The 16,810-nt window shown below is 54.0% G+C and carries 18 protein-coding genes; 10 read left to right on the forward strand and 8 right to left on the reverse strand.

Features of this window, described 5'->3' with window-relative positions:
- Positions 1-35 precede the first annotated feature (35 nt).
- The gene (gene ppnP, locus MKX63_RS18975; protein WP_341019252.1) at positions 36-353 is read left to right on the forward strand and encodes a pyrimidine/purine nucleoside phosphorylase; all 318 of its coding nucleotides are present in this window, start codon (positions 36-38) and stop codon (positions 351-353) included.
- A gap of 71 nt (positions 354-424) precedes the next feature.
- On the opposite strand, the gene MKX63_RS18980 is transcribed toward ppnP, so the two are convergent.
- From MKX63_RS18980 to MKX63_RS19000, 5 genes are all read right to left on the reverse strand, one after another.
- On the reverse strand, positions 425-1,177 hold the full coding sequence (locus MKX63_RS18980) for an ABC transporter permease (RefSeq protein WP_341019253.1): 753 nt from the start codon (positions 1,175-1,177) through the stop codon (positions 425-427).
- Between the two features lie 48 nt (positions 1,178-1,225).
- Positions 1,226-2,056, reverse strand: coding sequence for an ABC transporter permease (locus MKX63_RS18985; protein ID WP_341019254.1), 831 nt, complete (start codon positions 2,054-2,056; stop codon positions 1,226-1,228).
- A 27-nt stretch (positions 2,057-2,083) separates the two neighbouring features.
- Entirely contained in the window at positions 2,084-2,899 is an 816-nt protein-coding gene (locus tag MKX63_RS18990) for an ABC transporter ATP-binding protein (protein WP_341019255.1), read from the reverse strand.
- 430 nt (positions 2,900-3,329) lie between these two features.
- A complete protein-coding gene (locus MKX63_RS18995) occupies positions 3,330-3,821 on the reverse strand; it encodes a GNAT family N-acetyltransferase (RefSeq protein ID WP_341019256.1) in 492 nt (163 codons plus the stop codon).
- A 72-nt stretch (positions 3,822-3,893) separates the two neighbouring features.
- The gene (locus MKX63_RS19000) at positions 3,894-4,793 is read right to left on the reverse strand and encodes an NAD(P)-dependent oxidoreductase (RefSeq protein WP_341023117.1); all 900 of its coding nucleotides are present in this window, start codon (positions 4,791-4,793) and stop codon (positions 3,894-3,896) included.
- Positions 4,794-5,054: 261 nt separating this feature from the next.
- Here MKX63_RS19000 and MKX63_RS19005 point away from each other — a divergent pair, with 261 nt between their 5' ends.
- The 3 genes from MKX63_RS19005 to MKX63_RS19015 all read left to right on the forward strand — a co-directional run bounded on the left by MKX63_RS19005 (position 5,055) and on the right by MKX63_RS19015 (position 7,754).
- On the forward strand, positions 5,055-6,410 hold the full coding sequence (locus MKX63_RS19005; protein ID WP_036700477.1) for a glucose-6-phosphate isomerase: 1,356 nt from the start codon (positions 5,055-5,057) through the stop codon (positions 6,408-6,410).
- A 126-nt stretch (positions 6,411-6,536) separates the two neighbouring features.
- Complete coding sequence (locus MKX63_RS19010) at positions 6,537-7,169, forward strand: YigZ family protein (protein ID WP_341019258.1); 633 nt, start codon at positions 6,537-6,539, stop codon at positions 7,167-7,169.
- Between the two features lie 3 nt (positions 7,170-7,172).
- Complete coding sequence (locus MKX63_RS19015) at positions 7,173-7,754, forward strand: TetR/AcrR family transcriptional regulator (RefSeq protein ID WP_341019259.1); 582 nt, start codon at positions 7,173-7,175, stop codon at positions 7,752-7,754.
- A gap of 144 nt (positions 7,755-7,898) precedes the next feature.
- Here MKX63_RS19015 and MKX63_RS19020 read toward each other — a convergent pair whose 3' ends face one another.
- A complete protein-coding gene (locus MKX63_RS19020; protein ID WP_341023119.1) occupies positions 7,899-8,300 on the reverse strand; it encodes a secondary thiamine-phosphate synthase enzyme YjbQ in 402 nt (133 codons plus the stop codon).
- A 194-nt stretch (positions 8,301-8,494) separates the two neighbouring features.
- Between MKX63_RS19020 and cysT the strand changes: the two genes are divergently transcribed.
- The 5 genes from cysT (at position 8,495) to MKX63_RS19045 (ending at position 13,366) form a co-directional block, all read left to right on the forward strand.
- Complete coding sequence (gene cysT / locus MKX63_RS19025; RefSeq protein ID WP_341019260.1) at positions 8,495-9,310, forward strand: sulfate ABC transporter permease subunit CysT; 816 nt, start codon at positions 8,495-8,497, stop codon at positions 9,308-9,310.
- Complete coding sequence (locus MKX63_RS19030) at positions 9,307-10,104, forward strand: sulfate ABC transporter permease subunit (protein ID WP_341019261.1); 798 nt, start codon at positions 9,307-9,309, stop codon at positions 10,102-10,104. Before cysT ends, MKX63_RS19030 begins: the two co-directional genes overlap by 4 nt.
- 2 nt (positions 10,105-10,106) lie before the next feature.
- Entirely contained in the window at positions 10,107-11,171 is a 1,065-nt protein-coding gene (locus tag MKX63_RS19035; protein WP_341019263.1) for a sulfate/molybdate ABC transporter ATP-binding protein, read from the forward strand.
- Positions 11,172-11,300: 129 nt separating this feature from the next.
- Positions 11,301-12,374 (forward strand): sulfate ABC transporter substrate-binding protein, encoded by a 1,074-nt coding sequence (locus MKX63_RS19040; RefSeq protein WP_341019264.1) that lies wholly within the window; start codon positions 11,301-11,303, stop codon positions 12,372-12,374.
- Between the two features lie 209 nt (positions 12,375-12,583).
- On the forward strand, positions 12,584-13,366 hold the full coding sequence (locus tag MKX63_RS19045; protein ID WP_341019266.1) for an MBL fold metallo-hydrolase: 783 nt from the start codon (positions 12,584-12,586) through the stop codon (positions 13,364-13,366).
- A 400-nt stretch (positions 13,367-13,766) separates the two neighbouring features.
- On the opposite strand, the gene MKX63_RS19050 is transcribed toward MKX63_RS19045, so the two are convergent.
- Positions 13,767-14,744: an SDR family oxidoreductase gene (locus MKX63_RS19050; protein WP_341019268.1), complete on the reverse strand. Its 978-nt coding sequence runs from the start codon at positions 14,742-14,744 to the stop codon at positions 13,767-13,769.
- Positions 14,745-14,926: 182 nt separating this feature from the next.
- Positions 14,927-15,850 carry an AraC family transcriptional regulator gene (locus MKX63_RS19055; RefSeq protein ID WP_341019269.1) on the reverse strand — a complete coding sequence of 308 codons (924 nt, stop codon included), beginning with the start codon at positions 15,848-15,850 and terminating at the stop codon, positions 14,927-14,929.
- A gap of 374 nt (positions 15,851-16,224) precedes the next feature.
- Here MKX63_RS19055 and MKX63_RS19060 point away from each other — a divergent pair, with 374 nt between their 5' ends.
- Positions 16,225-16,806, forward strand: a complete 582-nt coding sequence (locus MKX63_RS19060; RefSeq protein ID WP_341019270.1) for a GNAT family N-acetyltransferase — start codon at positions 16,225-16,227, stop codon at positions 16,804-16,806.
- The last annotated feature ends 4 nt before the right edge of the window (positions 16,807-16,810 follow it).

Below are 16,810 nucleotides of genomic sequence, written 5' to 3' on the forward strand. Positions count from 1 at the left end.
TCTAAGGATCTATGAACAAAGGGGAGAATGAGCAGATGAGTCAGTTTACTAACGCGACAATTCAAAAAGCAGCCAATATTTATTACGACGGAAAAGTGACCAGCCGTACAGTTACTCTGGAAGACGGCACTAAGGTGACACTCGGCATTATGCTGCCTGGCGTATACGAATTCGGCACAGATGGCCCCGAGACGATGGAGATTCTCTCCGGCAAGCTCAAGGTGCTGCTTCCCGGCACTGAGGTGTGGAAGGACATCGAGGGAGCGGAGACCTTCCATGTTCCCGGCAACTCCAAATTTGCCCTGGAAGTATTCGCATTAACTGATTATTGCTGTTCTTACCCGATTGTTTAAAATAAAAAATAAAAAAGCGCCCTGAGGATAACCTTGGGGTGCTTTTTTTGTATTGTCTGCTTCACCGGAGTTCAGCTCCCAGTGCTTTTGTAATGCCTCACGCCTATGCGCCAGACCAGCAGAGACACTCCGAGAAAGGCAGCTCCGGAGGGAAGCGAGAGGAAGCCCAGCCATCGGGGGTAATCCCAGCCGCAGACGGTGGCCGCCGGATAGAAGCTGATGAACAGCATGGGGAGCATGAAGCTGAATACGGATTTTAGCATCCGCGGCATATAGGGCTCCGGGCAGCGGGTAATCTGGTAGCTGGCATTGGTTAGCAGATAAATCCAGTCCAGCCCTTTGATAGTGAAAAAAGCAATCCCTGAGGTTAGCACGAATACACCGCAGTACATCAGACAGCCTCCGGCCAGCGCCATCGCCAGAATGCCGAGCCTGCCGGGCGTCAGCGGAACGCCGAGCTCTCCCAGCGCCCAGCCCGCCGCACAGATCCCTGTAAACGGCCGGACCAGCCGGTGCAGATGGAATCTGGAAGCGGCGACCTGGACGAACAGGGATCGTGGACGGAGCAGCAGCCGGTCGAAATCGCCGGAGCGCAACAAATGCCAAGGGAAATAATCAAAACCGCGGCATAGACTCTCGGCAAGTCCGAAGGAGGCAACCGCCAGCGAGTAGACCAGAATGATATGGGCAACAGTCCATTCGCCTACATTACCAAAGCGGGAGAACAACAACACGGTGGCGATGGGATCAGTGACTACTACGGTAAGCACCTGAATCAGCATCAGCCACCAGCCCTTATATTCCATACCGGACAGCAGATGCATCCGCAAGTATTTGCAATAAATTTTACCTTCAGCAAGCATATGTTACTCTCACCCTCCCTGGACGATAATGCTGTGCAGTCTGCGTTTCATGATCATCCGGCCCGCCGCGATAAAGATAAGGCTCCAGAGGATCTGCAAGCCTATGCCTGGAAGTGCACCGGCAGGTGCCACGCTTCCTATATAGAGCTGCAGAGGGATGTCGGCGAATCCGCCAAACGGCTGCAGGTACAGGAAGGTCTGCATGAAATCAGGCCAGAGCCGCAGGGGAAGGTAGGTGCCGGACAATATGCCGCTTAGCAGTAGAAGCATATAGGTCGGTCCGTCCCCCCAAGTGATATTCAGCCGGATCGCAGTCACAAGCATAGCGAAGGCCGAGCACAACACAAACGCCATCACTACCGACAGCAGAAAACAGAACAGTGCCGGCAGGGAGGCCGGCCCGCCCAGGGCATAACCGGCAGGCATCAGCAGACCGGCGAGCACGGTGGACAGTCCCCGCATCCAACTGGTGCCTAGCTTACCGGCCGAGCTTTTGACAAACCAGTGGGTGTACAGGTTCATCGGCCGGCACAGCTCGATACCGACGTCGCCGTTGTTGATTTTGCCCATGATTTCGCTGTCGATGTTCATACTCTGGAGTACAAACAGACCCTGGGCCAGCCAGACATAGGATATGGCCTGAGGAAGACTGAGTCCGTTATTGTTCCAGGAGCCATTGTCGCTGTATGTATAGAACACGGTGAACAGCACACATTCTATAAGCGCCCAGAACACACTGACCATCGTGCCCGATATGGCGGACACCCGGTACTGGAGCCCCTCTGCCATGCGGATTCGGAAGAGGGAGCTGCAAGCCCGGCATGTATTTCTAAAGTTCATTGTGCACCTCCTGATGGGTGGATGGGCTTAACCCAAAGCTAAGTCATTGTACATAGCCGCAATCATCGCATCCGTGTTCACTTTCATGACGACCTCCGGCGCATATTTCTGCTGCAGGCCTGAGAGCTGCCCGTCATAGAGCAGTTGCCCGTGCCCGATCACCATGACCCGCTGGCATAATGCCTCAATATCGTCCATATCATGTGTGGTCAGCAGCATCGTAATCCCGTACTTCCGGTTCTCTTCCTTCAGAAAATTGCGCAGCGCCAGCTTAGATACCGCGTCGAGTCCGATGGTTGGCTCATCCAAAAAGAGCAGCTTTGGCCGGTGCAGCAGTGCCGCCACCAGCTCACAGCGCATCCGCTGCCCGAGCGAAAGCTGTCTCACAGGGGTCCTTAAAAGCGCTTCCACACCAAGTGTTGCCGATAACTCAGATAGTCTTAAGCGGTAGTCGCCTGTGGGGATCGCATAAATATCCTTCAGCACGTCAAAAGAGTCTGCCACCGGAACATCCCACCATAACTGTGAGCGCTGGCCAAATACGACGCCGATCTTGGATACATGCTCTACGCGGTGCTTCCACGGAACCTTGCCCAGGATGGTACACTCTCCGCTGTCCGGCGTCAGGATGCCGCTCATCACTTTGACAGAGGTGGATTTACCGGCGCCGTTCGGGCCAATGTAACCTACCAGCTCACCCTCTTCAATATCAAAGCTGATGCCGCCGAGCGCGTCTACCCGGGTAACATTCCGCATAAACGCTCCTCTCAGCAGTCCCCATTTTCCTTCGGGCCGTTTGTACACCTTGAAGCTTTTGCGGATATTTCTCAATCTGATTTGCATAGCTGTCGCCTCCTTCGCGCAGAAGATCATATCATCAGGGGAGGGGAGGGGGACAGCCGCTTCGGGCGCCTTCTTGATCCTTGCTGCCCGGCTGACACGGGGAGAATCATTTATTTTCTTCATATTCCATAAAAATGCTTGTTATGTTGACATTTCTGTGCTATATTAATTTTATAGTTAACGCAAGGAAAACGTATGTTTTTTTGTATATGTACTGTAAAATAAACTACTTGTACCGGTGATGAAATCACCGGTATTTTTGCGTCCACACCCTAATTAGGCGGTCTTGCCATGAATGCAAAGAAAGGTGCCCTGGAATTCCAAGGCACCTTTTGTATGGGATGCGGGCAGAATGTATGCGGAAAACCGAACACATTCTTAGGTGTGGCACAAGGCAAAGACTGGTTCACTTAATAGACTAATTCTGCTCTTAACGGCCTGCCTCTGTCAGCGGACTTCTCCGCTCATATTCCCAGATGCTCTCATTACTCTCAGCATCCTTGGTCTCCCCGGTCTTTATGAAGCCGTGCTTCTCATAGAAGTGATGATTTCGGACGGCCCACGAGGGTGTATCCAGCGTCCAGCGCTTGGCAGCAGGGTACTGTACAAATAAGAAATGCAAAGCCTCATGCCCGAAGCCTTGATTCTGGCAGAGCGGATCGATAAAGATACGGCCCAGATGACATTCCGCTTCTGCAGATGACGGAAAGATTATCATCCCGCCGACAATTTCACCATCCTTCAAGAGCTTGTAATAATGGCTCTGCTGCATCTGCCTGATCTGCCAAGACACCGAATCATAGCCTGGAGGGCCATCCTCTTCTTTATCCTGATAACAGCGGGCATCATCGTCGAAGGTTCTTTTTTGGACATCCGCCAACATGGCCGCATCTTCTGGCCGGGCCAGTTCAAAGGTTAGCATTGAAATTTCCTCCCCTGTTTACAATAGTGTGTAACACCATCATAAACAGATTCTGGAAAAGCCGCCGTTAGATTAGTTACCTTCTCCGATCTTCTTCCCGATCCAGTCCTCGTAGGATTTGACCACAGCGGACAGATCCTCGTCGCCGAAGCCGTGGTTGAAGCCTGCCTGGAACATGCTTTTGGCTACGCCGAGCATAGGGGAAGGAACGCCGGTGGAATCACTGAGCGAGGACGCCAGCTTGAGATCCTTGAGCATGAGGGCTAAGGAGAATTGGTTGCTGAAGTCTCCTTCGATGATCTTCTGGCCCTTCAGCTCGGCTTGCTTGCTGCCTGCTGAGCCGTTCTTCACCAGCTCCAGGAACTTGTCTGCGGGTACTCCGGACTTCACTGCAATGGAGAAGCCCTCGGCGAGTGCGACATTGTGAATGCCGACCATGGCATTGTGAGCCAGCTTGGCTACAGCGCCGCTGCCGTTAGCGCCCATATGCAGCAGCAGGCGGCCCATGGAGTCGAAGAGATCCCGGTGCTTCTCAATCACTTCGGCATGTCCGCCGACCATGAAGACCAGTGTGCCGTCGATAGCTGCCGGCTTGCTGCCGGTTACAGGGGCATCAAGGAAGCTGCCGCCCCGTGCTTCAACTTCAGCAGCGATCTCTTTTGCGAGTCCGGGGGAGATGGTGCTGGAATCAATCACAGTTGTTCCCGGCTGAAGGGTAGCGAGAATGCCATGGTCACCATAGAAGACTTCACGGATCGAATCATCGTTGCTGATCATGGTGATAATAACATCCTTGCCTTCCGCTGCTGCCTGCGGTGTGGCGGCTGTCCTCGCGCCTTCCTGTTCGAGAGGTTTGCATTTCGCTGCTGTACGGTTGTACACCGTAACCTCAAAGCCGCTTCGCAGCAGGTTCGACGCCATAGGTGCTCCCATTGTTCCGAGTCCGATAAAGCCGATGTGCTTCATTTCAATTCCACCTTTGCTCTCCTGAGATCATATTTATAGAAACTAAGTTTGCCTTCATTCTATCAGAAGGTTACAGCATGTTCCACAGAACAGGTATGCTTGTCTGCTTGGTAACCGCTTTCAGTGTTTTTTTCATAAACAGGGTTCGGAAAGCCGGGGATATGCCTTAAGACCTTGCCAGTCAAGGCAAATTAAAGTATTCTAGATTATAATGTTGCAACACACGGTGTCAAATCTAAAGAGATAAACAGGAGGCTACCATTACCGATGTCCAAGAAGATTAATTTTGACTACACCAAAGCCCTTTCCTTCTTCAGCCAGACCGAGATCGACTACTTCGCCGCTCCGGTGAAGCTGGCCCACGAACAATTGCATAACAAGAGCGGAGCCGGCTCCGATTACCTGGGCTGGATCGATCTCCCTACAGCGTATGACAAGGAAGAATTCGCCCGCATTCAGCAGGCTGCCAAGAAGATCCAGAGTGATTCGGAAGTTCTGATCGTGATCGGGATCGGCGGTTCTTATCTGGGAGCCCGCGCAGCTATTGAGGCGCTGTCACATTCTTTCTACAATAACCTGTCCAAGGACAAGCGCAAGACACCGGAGGTTTATTTTGCCGGTAATAACATCAGCTCTACCTACATCACGCATCTGCTTGACCTGGTAGAAGGCAAAGACTTCTCCGTGAACGTAATCTCCAAATCCGGTACAACTACCGAGCCGGCTATTGCTTTCCGTATCTTCCGTGCAGCACTGGAGAAGAAATACGGCAAGGAAGAAGCCCGCAAACGGATCTACGCTACAACAGACAAGGAGAAGGGCGCACTCAAGAAGCTGGCTAACGAAGAAGGCTATGAGTCGTTCATTATCCCTGATGATGTAGGCGGACGTTATTCCGTACTGACACCGGTAGGCCTTCTGCCTATCGCCGTAGCGGGAATTAACATTGAAGAAATGATGCAGGGGGCCGCAGCCGCAGCCGATGAGTTCAACAATCCGGATGTGGCTACGAACCAGAGCTATCAATACGCTGCAGTACGTAACGCGCTCTACCGCAAAGGCAAGACGACAGAAATCCTCGTGAACTACGAGCCGTCCCTGCACTTTGTCTCTGAATGGTGGAAGCAGCTGTACGGCGAAAGCGAAGGCAAGGATTTCAAGGGAATCTATCCTTCCTCCGTTGACTTCTCGACGGACCTGCACTCCATGGGCCAATTCATTCAGGAGGGTAACCGCAACATCTTCGAGACGGTTATTCAAGTGGAGAAGGTACAGCACCATGTAACGATCGAGAATGATCCGGATGATCTGGACGGTCTTAACTTCCTGACTGGCCAGACCATGGACTTCGTTAATAAGAAGGCGTTCCAGGGAACTATGCTGGCGCATACCGACGGACAGGTGCCGAACCTGATCGTTACCATTCCTGACCAGACTCCTTATACTTTCGGCTATCTGGTGTACTTCTTCGAGAAGGCTTGCGGAATCAGCGGATACCTGCTGGGTGTGAATCCGTTCGACCAGCCGGGTGTTGAGGCCTACAAGAAGAACATGTTCGCACTGCTGGGCAAACCAGGCTACGAGAAAGAAAAAGCAGAGCTGGAAGCCAGACTTACCGAATAGTCCCACTCTAACCGCAGATCATTCATAGTAAGAAAAGTCATCAGGGAGCAGTCCATAGGTAAACACTACCAGGGCTGCTCCTAATATATATCAAGTCATCACATGTAGAGTAAGGAATGGACAACAATGCTGGAACAATACCGGACGGTACGTACCCCCGGCTCGCGGGAGGTCGTAATCCGTAAATCACGCTTCATCGGGCATGTCATGCCGGTGGAGAACGAGGAAGAAGCTGTGCAATTTATCGATTCGATCAAGAAGCAGCACTGGAATGCTACGCATAACTGCTCTGCTTATATGATCGGGGAGAGGGATGAGATCCAGAGACAGTCGGATGACGGGGAACCGAGTGGTACGGCCGGGAAACCGATTTTGGAAGTAATCCGCAGCCAACAGGTGAAGAATGTCGCTATTGTAGTTACCCGTTATTTCGGAGGCATTATGCTGGGTGCAGGCGGGCTGATTCGGGCCTATACCGATGGCGCTGTACTGGCGCTTGCGGCCGGAGAGGTCATTACACGTGTGCTGAGACGGGAGGTATTCGTGGAAATCGAGTACACTTGGCTGGGCAAGGTGGAGAATGCACTGCGGAGCCGGAATATTCAGACCGGAGAGACTTTGTTTACGGATAAAGTTACACTGCTGTGTCTTCCGCGCAATGATGAAGGTGACGCATTTATCGCATGGATAACCGATCTTACGGAGGGGCAATCCCTCGTTACGGAAGGGCGGCGGCTTTACTACAGCGAAGGGGAATAGATTATGGCAAGAAGAGCAGTGGAACAGGAGTTGTCGAGAGAAAGAATTCTGGAGGCGGCGAGGCATCTTTTCATCACCAAAGGGTACCGTGCCATTTCGATGCGCAGCATTGGCCAGCACCTGGGTTACAGCCACGGCTCCCTGTATTACCATTTCAAAGAGAAGGCCGAACTCTTCTACGCCATTGTAGTTGAGGATTTCAATCATGTGGCTTCGCTGCTGAATGAGGCTATGACCACTCCGCCTGAAGAGGGAATGACCCGGGTGGAGCAGCTGATTATGGAGTTCATCCGGTTCGGGCTGGACCATCCGTATCAGTATGAGATCATGTTCATGATCCGCGACGAAGAGCTGCTGGCTTATTGCCGGGCAGAGCAGGGCCGATGTTTTGAGTTATTCGCAAGCATTGTCCGCCGTCATATGAAGGAAGAGGGATATGTGTCGGAGGACTGGCAGAATGTGCCGCTGACCTTATTCTTATCTGCCCACGGATTTATTTCCTATTATATTCAGGATAAAGTATTGTTCGAAGATGTGAAGCAAGTTGCTCTGACACATGTCAAGGTATTAAGCCGCAGTTTATAAAAAGCTGTTTTTTTTAACAGCTTGTACTTTAGAGCGTTGCATTGGTATAACTTTGCATGGTGAAAGTGTTACAGGAACTATAAATTGTATAGAGAGCAGCTTCGCGGTTCATGCGTTGCTGCTCTTCTACAAGGGCAGGCAGTGCTAGCCCTCCATAATTTTGAGGTGGCACTGGCGTTGCCTTGGACCGTCGAACTCGCAAAAATAGATGCCCTGCCAGCGGCCCAGCAGCACAGCCCCTTCATGAATAATGAGGGTCTGCGAAGGACCGGCCGTAATGGACTTCAGGTGGGAAGCCGTATTGCCCTCCGCATGGCGGTATTTGGGATGCTCCCAGGGATAGACCTCATCCAGACGCATCAATACATCGCGCTTCACATCAGGATCGGCGTTCTCGTTAATCGCAATCCCTGCGGTGGTGTGCGGGCAGTAGACAATCAGCAGTCCGTTAAGGACTCCGCTATTCTTCACATAAGCCTGAACCTCGCGGGTAATATCCCGCATTTCATCCCGTATGCCGGTGGTGATCTCCATAGTATGCAACATCATGAACAGCCCCTCTCTGATTTGAATGCAACAAGTGCTACTTATACTTTAACCCAAAAACTAACAAAGTAATTGACGGCAGTAAGCGGTATTTGGTAAAGTAGGGATAACTTTAAACCAAGTATATTAATAGGAATAATCAAGCCTTAAAGTCGAGTATACCGACCGGTTATCCGGAGGTGGGAGGTTGACCATTGAATTCGCTGATCAGGCACAAGGGCTGGACCTGGGGATTTAGATCAACGGTTGTACTGTATTTTGTCATACTGATTGTGCTGCCGATCCTCGGCGTCTATTACAATTCATTCTCATCCGGACTCGGAAGCTTCACTGAAAGTGTGAGCGATCCGATTGCCTGGAAATCGGTCCTGTTAACACTCAAGCTGGCGGTCATTGCGGCTCTTGCGAATGTGCTGCTGGGCACGATGATCGCTTGGGTCCTTATCCGGTATAAGTTCCGGGGCAGGGCGCTGCTGAACAGCCTTGTCGATCTCCCGTTTGCTCTGCCTACTGCGGTTGGCGGATTAATGATTCTGCTGCTGCTGGGCCCGGGAAGCATGATCGGAGGCCTTGCGGAATCACTGGGCTTCACGATTGTTTTCCACCAGCCTGCCATTGTGATTGCGATGGTCTTCGTCACCTTCCCCTTCGTCATCCGGGCAGTCCAGCCGCTGCTGGAGGAGCTCGACGCATCAGAAGAAGAGGCAGCCTATACGATGGGAGCGAAGCCGGGCCGGGTCTTCTTCCAGGTCATTCTTCCCTCTATGGCACCTGGCATGATCGGCGGCGGGATGCTGGCCTTCTCGCGGGCGCTCGCTGAATTCGGTGCGGTTGTCCTCGTGGCAGGCAATATTCCGGGGCGCACGCTGGTGTCTTCCGTTTATATTTTCGGAGAGGTCGAAAGTGATAATCCGGCGGGAGCCGCCGCGGTGTCGATCATTCTGCTGACTTTATCCTTCCTGATTCTCTGGCTGATCAGCCTTATGCAGATGCGGGGGAGAAGATCATGAGAAGATTGTGGATTGGACTGACTTATCTCGTGTTCTTCGTCCTGATCGCAGCTCCGCTTGGCAGAATGACAATGGGGGCCTTCAGCGAAGGCTGGGGCGGCTTCTGGAACGCCCTAACCCGGCCCGAGGCGCTGCATGCGCTGCTGATGACCGGATACGTTGTGGTGGTTGTGACGCTGCTCAATACGCTGTTTGGCATCATGACGGCGTTGTATCTGGTACGGGCGAACTGGCTGGGGCGGCGTCTCAAAAGCCTGCTGAACAGCATCGTGGATCTGCCTTATGCGGTATCGCCGGTGATCGGCGGGCTGATGATCGTTCTGCTGCTCGGGCCGGACAGTGCGCTGGGTGCGTTGTTTGAGCAAATCGGAGTGAAGATTGTGTATGCTTTTCCGGGAATGGTGATTGCGACCCTGTTCGTGACGTTCCCGCTGATGGTGCGTGAGGTGATGCCAGTGCTGCAAGAGATCGGGTCCCAGCAGGAGGAAGCTGCGTCTACACTGGGCGCGTATGGCTGGACGACCTTCTGGAAGGTGACCTGGCCTTCTATCCGCTGGGCGGTCATCTATGGAGTGATTCTGACGGTGGCCCGCTCTCTGGGTGAGTTCGGTGCGGTGCTCGTCGTCTCAGGCAATATTATGAACCGGACCCAGACGGCCACCACACTGGTCTATCAGGATGTCGAGAATTTCAATGTTACGGCTGCGGGCGGGATAGCACTGGTGCTGGCCGCATTCTCCGCAGGACTGCTGCTGCTTATGGAATGGAGCAAGAGAAGAAAGGGAGGGCACTAATTATGCATGTAGAGGTCCGGGGACTCGATAAGCATTTTGGCGATTTTCATGCGGTGAAGGATGTCCATTTCGGCATTACCAAAGGCCATCTGATCGGGCTGCTCGGCCCAAGCGGCGGTGGCAAAACCTCGATCCTGCGGATGCTTGCGGGCCTTGAGACGCCGGACAGCGGCGAGATTATTTTCCACGGCAAGAGGGTGAACCACCTTCCGCCGCAGGAGCGTGAGATCGGCTTTGTCTTCCAGAATTATGCGTTGTTCAAGCATATGACGGTGTTCGAGAATATCGCCTTCGGCCTGAAAGTCAAGAAAGCCAGTAAGTCTGTCATCCGCGACCGCGTCACCGAGCTGGTGGAGCTTACCGGACTGAAGGGCTTCGAGAGCCGGTATCCGCATCAGCTGTCCGGGGGGCAGCGCCAGCGGGTGGCTTTTGCCCGGGCGCTGGCCCCTGAGCCGCAGCTGCTGCTGCTGGATGAGCCGTTCGCTGCAATTGATGCGAAGATCCGCCAGGAGCTGCGTTCCTGGCTGCGGGAGCTGATCGAACGTGTCGGGATCACCTCCATCTTCGTCACCCATGATCAGGACGAGGCGATTGAAGTAGCGGATGAGATTATGATCATTAACCAGGGGCGGCTGGAGCAGAAGGGTACGCCTTGGGATATCTATAAAGAGCCGAAGACACCGTTCGTGGCCACCTTCATCGGGGAATCTACGCTGATCGGGAGTGCTTCCGAGCTGAAGGGCTTCGAGGGCGCGGGCGGCGGTAAGCCGACCAAGGCGCTGATCCGTCCCGAGTACATTGAGGTAGGCTACCTGCATGAATTCAAAATGGCTTCGGCCACGGAACAGGGTACGGTCAAGCATTTGCATTTTCGCGGCAGTGAATGGCTCGTAGAGGTTGAAGTAAAGGGACATAAGCTGGTCACCTACCGCTCCCTTGAGAAAGAAACGCTCACTCCGGGCCAGGAGATATCCGTGCTGGTACACCGCGCTTACCTGTTCAATGAGGAGCGGAGCTGGATTCAGGAGAATGGGCTGAAGAAAGATCCGATGCCTGTATTTATCTAAATATAAGAATTTATAGGTTTCACTCAATAACTTATCCTTATATTTCTCGCTGAAACGGTACCGTCCTTCAGAAGGACGGCAAGGCCGTTTCTACTTGAAAAAATAAATGATGTGGGATGTGTCGCCGGGATGAGGCTTATCAGAAGGAGCAGACAACTGCACGGATGGCTGACGGTCTTACTGCTGGCGGTGTTCACCCTGACCGCTGCCGGCTGCGGGAATGAGCAGCAGGCTGCAGGAGAGGCAGGTGCGCCGCCGCAGGGAGATCTGACGCTTGTGGTGGGTGCCTACAGCGTGGTGAAGGATGCCATGGGCGAGATTCTCCCCGGGTTCGCGGAGAAGTGGAAGGCGGATACCGGGCAATCGATCGTATTCCAGCAGTCCTATGAGGCTTCCGGAACCCAGGCGCGGGCGATTGCCGGCGGCTTCGAGGCGGATGTCACGCTGCTTGCCATGGAAGGAGATGTCGGGAAGCTGGTCAAGGCCGGTCTGGTGGAGAAGGACTGGAAGCAGCGCGGCGGTGAGGCGGGCATGGTGACGCGGTCGGTTGTGGCTCTGGGAACGCGGGAGGGCAATCCGAAGGGGATTCATGATTTTGCTGATCTGGCGAAGCCGGGGGTGAAGGTACTCTACCCTAATCCGAAGACCTCCGGCGGTGCGCAGTGGGACATCAACGCAATCTACGGCGCCGGCCTGAAGCGTTCTGAGGAGCTGGAGGGGGCGAAGGACCCTGCGGCGGCCAAGGCCTTCCTGGAGAGCATACACCGAAACGTCGAATCTCTGGATAAAAGCGGGCGGGCGTCCATGGCTGCCTTTGAGTACGGGGTGGGCGATGTGATCGTTACTTATGAGAATGAGCTGCTGGCGCGGATTGCCGAGGGTGTGAAGTATGAGGTGGTCATCCCGAAGAATACGATCCTGATCGAGAATCCTGCGGCCGTGGTGGATAAGTATGCGGATAAGCATGGTACCCGTGCAGCCGCAGAAGCGCTGGTCGATTATTTGACGACGCCTGAGGCGCAGGAGATATTCGCCAAGTTCGGCTTCCGTCCCGTGAACCAGCAGGTCTATGCGGCGCATGAGCGCCAGTATCCGGTTCCTGCCGGGCTGTTCGACATCAGCTATCTTGGCGGCTGGGAGGAAGTCCGCACCACCTTATACTCCAAGCGTGGCATATGGTATCAGGTGCTGGCCGGGATCTAGGCTTGCTAGGCTGGTAGATGGAGCGGAGTGCGATTAGCAGACATGAGCTTAATGTGCAGTGCGAAGGATAATGAGAGCTGTTCTCCAGCCGGATGAGGCTGAGGGACGGCTCTTTGCCGTTCTTACAGGCTGGTGTGCAAAGAAGGGGCTGCTGTTCTATAATAAATTGACGGATATTCGAGAAAAAAGACGGTGAGGTGGGCAGGCATATGGATACATTAGTGTTCCTTGGAACAGGGGATGCCATGGGCGTACCCCGCGTCTATTGTGATTGTGAGACTTGCACGGAAGCAAGAACCACCGGGCGCAACAACCGCCTGCGTTCTTCTGTGCTTATAGATAACGGCAGCGGCTTCCTGGCAATTGACTGCGGGCCGGACTGGCGGAGGCAGATGGAGCTGCAGGGACACCGTACCATGAAGCGTCTGCTCGTGACACATGCGCATTTCGATCATATCGGCGGGCTGCCGGAGTGGGCCGACAGCTGCCGCTGGATGGGCTTCCGGGGCGAGCTGTATGCTCCGGCAGAGGTTATTCCTGTCATTCAGCGTCAGTACCCGTGGCTTACTGGGCATATCGACATGATTCCCTGCGATGACGGCATCGCAGTGGACGGCTGGCAGATTAGCACATGGCGGGTAAACCACGGTAAGAACGGGTACTCTTACGCCTACCGGCTGGAGAAGGAGGACTATGTCTGGGTGTACTGCCCGGACTCGATCTCTCTGACCACGGAGGAAACCAGGCGTATGCATGGAGCGGACCTGCTGGTGCTGGGAACCAGCTTTTATTACGAAGCAGCTGAATTGTCCACCCGCTCTGTGTATGATATGACCGAAGCCGCCGACCTGCTGGAGACCGTTCAGCCGCGCCGTGCGGTCTACACACATATGTCACATGACATCAATCTGGATAAGGATTATATTCTGCCGGAGAAGGTCACGCTTGCCGTTACGGGGATGAGGCTTCCGCTGTGCCGGGAGGAGACTTAAGTATCAAGGTGCAGCAACAGGTTCACGAATAACACAAAAAGGAGCTTTCCAGAAAGTTAGTTTGTACTGACTTTATGGAAAGCTCTTTCTCGTTGGTTTGGAAATTATGATTTTCTACAGTTATAGAGAATCCTGCATGAATTGCAACAATACTGCCTCATAGAAGCGGTCAAAGCCTGAAATCCTGCACAGAATGCAACAAATCCCGCGCTGACTTGCTCACCACACCGGAATTTGTGCAAATTATGCAACATTGTGCTTCAGCCAGTAATAGGTATAGAAGAATCCTGCAAAAAGTGCAACAATACTGCTCCTTACAAGCGGCCGGCGAGAGAAGGCATCAGCTTCCTTCACCCGCTAGGGTAATTTTGTTCTTTGTATGGTCACTAATCGGATTTGCTTAACGCAGCGAGTGGCCCGCAAAATAATCACCCCGCTCGATTTCGGCAAGCAGCTCACGCTCCTGCGGGTTCCAGCCGAAGCACTCGCGGGTCAGCGCTGAAGACACGGGATTGTCGGCCGAGACAAACGGGCCCAGCCAGCCGAAATAAGCGCTGGCTTCCCCGGGTCCGATCTGCTTGGAGGGCAGGTTCGCCTGCCGCGCCACCGCTTCGGCAATCTGCCGGAAAGGTATCCCTTCTTCCCCCGCAGCATGGAGCCGCGTGCCCGCCGGAGCCTGCTCGACGGCCAGCCTGAACAGACGCGCCGCGTCAAGCCGGTGTACAGCGGGCCAACGATTGGTCCCTTGCCTGATATAGGCGGCAGCTCCCTTGGATCTTGCGGCCCGGATCAGGGAGGGCAGCAGGCCGCCCTGGTCACCGCTGCCGTATACGATCGGCGGAAGACGTACCAGCGATGCCCGGACGCCGGAACCGGCAAGCGCCAGCAACGCTTGCTCCGACGCCACCCGTCCTCCTCCGATGGAAGCAGGATCTCCCGCATCCTCCTCGGTCGCCAGCCTGCCGGGTGTGAGCGTCATGGTGGGGATCGCAATTACAAGCGCACCAGACCGCTCTGACAGCCCGGCTCCCAAAGCCTGAATGGCGCGGCAATCCGTGCCGACCGCCGCAGCCATGAAGCGGGCCGCCGCGCGCCCCGGACTTCCTCCCAGCATAATCCGCAGTTTTGCCGGCAGCCCGGCATGGGAGAACTTATGATAGAATGCCGTATGCACAACAGCATCAGCTTGAGCTGCTTCCCGGCGCAAAAGCTCCGTATTCTCAATAGAGCCGCGAACGGCTCTCGTTCCGCCGGCTTCCAGCCGCCCAGCCGCTTCCTTCGAGCGTACCAGTCCGGAGACTTGGTGTCCGCCCTCAAGCAGTTCCCGGACCACTGCCGACCCGATAAAGCCGCTTGCTCCCGTTACAAAAATCCGCATTCCGGTGTCCTCCTCAAGAAATCAAGCCTTTATTCAGCAGCTTGTTCCGGTGATCATTTCCGCTGCGCCTCCCGGCGCCTTCGGATAAGAATCAGTATAGACGGATCGCTGCCTGAACGTTTGACCGTTCCGCTTGATTGTTTGCCCGATTCAATGGAAAAACACCCTCATTCCCATTGCTGTCATCTCCATTTGGCAATATCCCGGCTCGGAGGATTGCCGAAAAAGCGGCTGTAATCCCGGCTGAACTGTGAATCGCTGATATACCCGACCAGCCGGCAAGCTGTGGTTATATCCCGCCCGCCGGACAGCATCAGCCGCCGCGCCTCCTGAAGCCGGAGCGCCTTCTGGTACTGCAGCGGACTCATTGAGGTCACCGACTTGAAATATTCGCGGAACGAGGATTCGCTGAGATGAACCATGGCGGCCAGCTCGGCGATAGTCCGAGATTCCGCGAAGTGGCTCCGCAGCCAGTCGATCGCTTTGGCAACGCGCTGAACATTCGATCCGGCCAGCACGGTTTCGGCCACATATACGCCGATTGGACTGCGCAGCAGCCGGACGAACAGCTCATCCGCTGCAAGCGAGGCCAGCAGGCCATTATCGCCAGGCTCATCCAAGCACGAGACCAGCCGGGCCACCGCGCCGATTATGGCAGGTTCGCCTTCCAGCACATAGCTTGCGCTGCGCTTGCCGGTTTTTGGCAGGCCGTTGGGATAGACCTTCGGGATCAGCGCAGCGATTTTATGCGGATCGAGATAGACACCTACTCCAAGGAAAGGCTCTGAGGTGCTTGCCTGAATCGTTTGCATGCTGATGGGCATCGCTACGGGAGCAACCAGGATACGCGAGCCGCTGTATTCGGAGGTCTGTTCGCCGATTTTGATGATTTTGGTCCCCTGCGCTGCAATGCCTACGGTTGGCCACTGCATCGTGTGCATGTAATCGGATGGCTCCGGTCTGGAGTAGCGATTGAAATACAATCCTTGAATCGGTGTCTCGGCTGTCCCGTCACTTGTAACATGTGCCTCGATCAGCAGGGCCAGCCGTAGCGTTTCCAGCCGTGTTTGCTCTTCTGCTATTACCTCCATATGTGTTTTGGCCATGACCAATCATTCATCCTCTCTCTATCAACCCTCCATGCTTTGTGCAAGTATACAATATTACGATTGACGAAGCATAAGAATTCACCTATCCGCAATGCCTTTTGACGCTATAGCGTTCATTTCCTTCACAATTGCTTACCATTTATTTCAGCCCCAAGACCGACAGGGAATCAGCCCCCCGCCGCTGGGTCCCTTACCTGGGGGCTAGTAAACTAGAGATATCGGAGCCGCAGAGAGTGGGCTTACCACGAGCCTCTCTTCCAGTTTTATGTATATGATGCGTATATTTCTTTATTTTCAAAAAGAGAAGGAGGCACTATACTATAACGATGTTCCATAATGCATTCAATCGATCATCCTGGAGGTTTAAGAATATGAGTAATGATTTAATCCCGATTCTGCTTGATATTCCAGAGAGCTTTGAGACAGAGCGGCTGCTTGTCCGTGCTTTGCGGCCTGGAGACGGTAAGGAAATGAATGAAGCCATCCGGGAGAGTCTGGATGAGCTGAAGCCGTGGATGCCCTTTGCCCAGAGTATGCCGGCTGTGGAGGAAACGGAGCAATACGTCCGTGAATCGCAAGTAGCCTATCTGAAACGCACCACTTTGAATATGGAGGTTTTCCGCAAGGAGGACGGCAGACTCGTGGGCAATATAGGTCTGCATCATGTGGATTGGGATTGCCGCCAATTCGAAATAGGGTACTGGATCAGAAGCTCTTGCTCGGGCAAGGGATACATGACGGAAGCGGTGAACGGAATTACAGATTTTGCAATCAGAGAACTTGGAGCAAGCCGGATTGAAATCCGGTGCAGTGCCCTTAACGGGAGAAGCGCCGCTGTCGCGGAGCGTGCCGGATTTACACTGGATGGTATTTTGCGCAAAAGCACCCGTGAGTCGGACGGGGAGCTCCATGACAGCAAGGTATATGCCAAGGTGCGGGGTGCTGAATTCTAAAGAG

It is taken from the genome of Paenibacillus sp. FSL R7-0179, assembly GCF_038002265.1.
In the GTDB taxonomy this organism is placed as follows: domain Bacteria; phylum Bacillota; class Bacilli; order Paenibacillales; family Paenibacillaceae; genus Paenibacillus_AQ.

Coding starts and splice junctions, on each gene's coding strand:
- ppnP (WP_341019252.1), top strand. CDS start 36: ATGAGTCAGTTTACTAACGCGACAATTCAAAAAGCAGCCAATATTTAT.
- MKX63_RS18980 (WP_341019253.1), bottom strand. CDS start 1,177: ATGCATCTGCTGTCCGGTATGGAATATAAGGGCTGGTGGCTGATGCTG.
- MKX63_RS18985 (WP_341019254.1), bottom strand. CDS start 2,056: ATGAACTTTAGAAATACATGCCGGGCTTGCAGCTCCCTCTTCCGAATC.
- MKX63_RS18990 (WP_341019255.1), bottom strand. CDS start 2,899: ATGCAAATCAGATTGAGAAATATCCGCAAAAGCTTCAAGGTGTACAAA.
- MKX63_RS18995 (WP_341019256.1), bottom strand. CDS start 3,821: ATGCTAACCTTTGAACTGGCCCGGCCAGAAGATGCGGCCATGTTGGCG.
- MKX63_RS19005 (WP_036700477.1), top strand. CDS start 5,055: ATGTCCAAGAAGATTAATTTTGACTACACCAAAGCCCTTTCCTTCTTC.
- MKX63_RS19010 (WP_341019258.1), top strand. CDS start 6,537: ATGCTGGAACAATACCGGACGGTACGTACCCCCGGCTCGCGGGAGGTC.
- MKX63_RS19015 (WP_341019259.1), top strand. CDS start 7,173: ATGGCAAGAAGAGCAGTGGAACAGGAGTTGTCGAGAGAAAGAATTCTG.
- MKX63_RS19020 (WP_341023119.1), bottom strand. CDS start 8,300: ATGTTGCATACTATGGAGATCACCACCGGCATACGGGATGAAATGCGG.
- MKX63_RS19030 (WP_341019261.1), top strand. CDS start 9,307: ATGAGAAGATTGTGGATTGGACTGACTTATCTCGTGTTCTTCGTCCTG.
- MKX63_RS19035 (WP_341019263.1), top strand. CDS start 10,107: ATGCATGTAGAGGTCCGGGGACTCGATAAGCATTTTGGCGATTTTCAT.
- MKX63_RS19040 (WP_341019264.1), top strand. CDS start 11,301: ATGAGGCTTATCAGAAGGAGCAGACAACTGCACGGATGGCTGACGGTC.
- MKX63_RS19045 (WP_341019266.1), top strand. CDS start 12,584: ATGGATACATTAGTGTTCCTTGGAACAGGGGATGCCATGGGCGTACCC.
- MKX63_RS19050 (WP_341019268.1), bottom strand. CDS start 14,744: ATGCGGATTTTTGTAACGGGAGCAAGCGGCTTTATCGGGTCGGCAGTG.
- MKX63_RS19055 (WP_341019269.1), bottom strand. CDS start 15,850: ATGGCCAAAACACATATGGAGGTAATAGCAGAAGAGCAAACACGGCTG.
- MKX63_RS19060 (WP_341019270.1), top strand. CDS start 16,225: ATGAGTAATGATTTAATCCCGATTCTGCTTGATATTCCAGAGAGCTTT.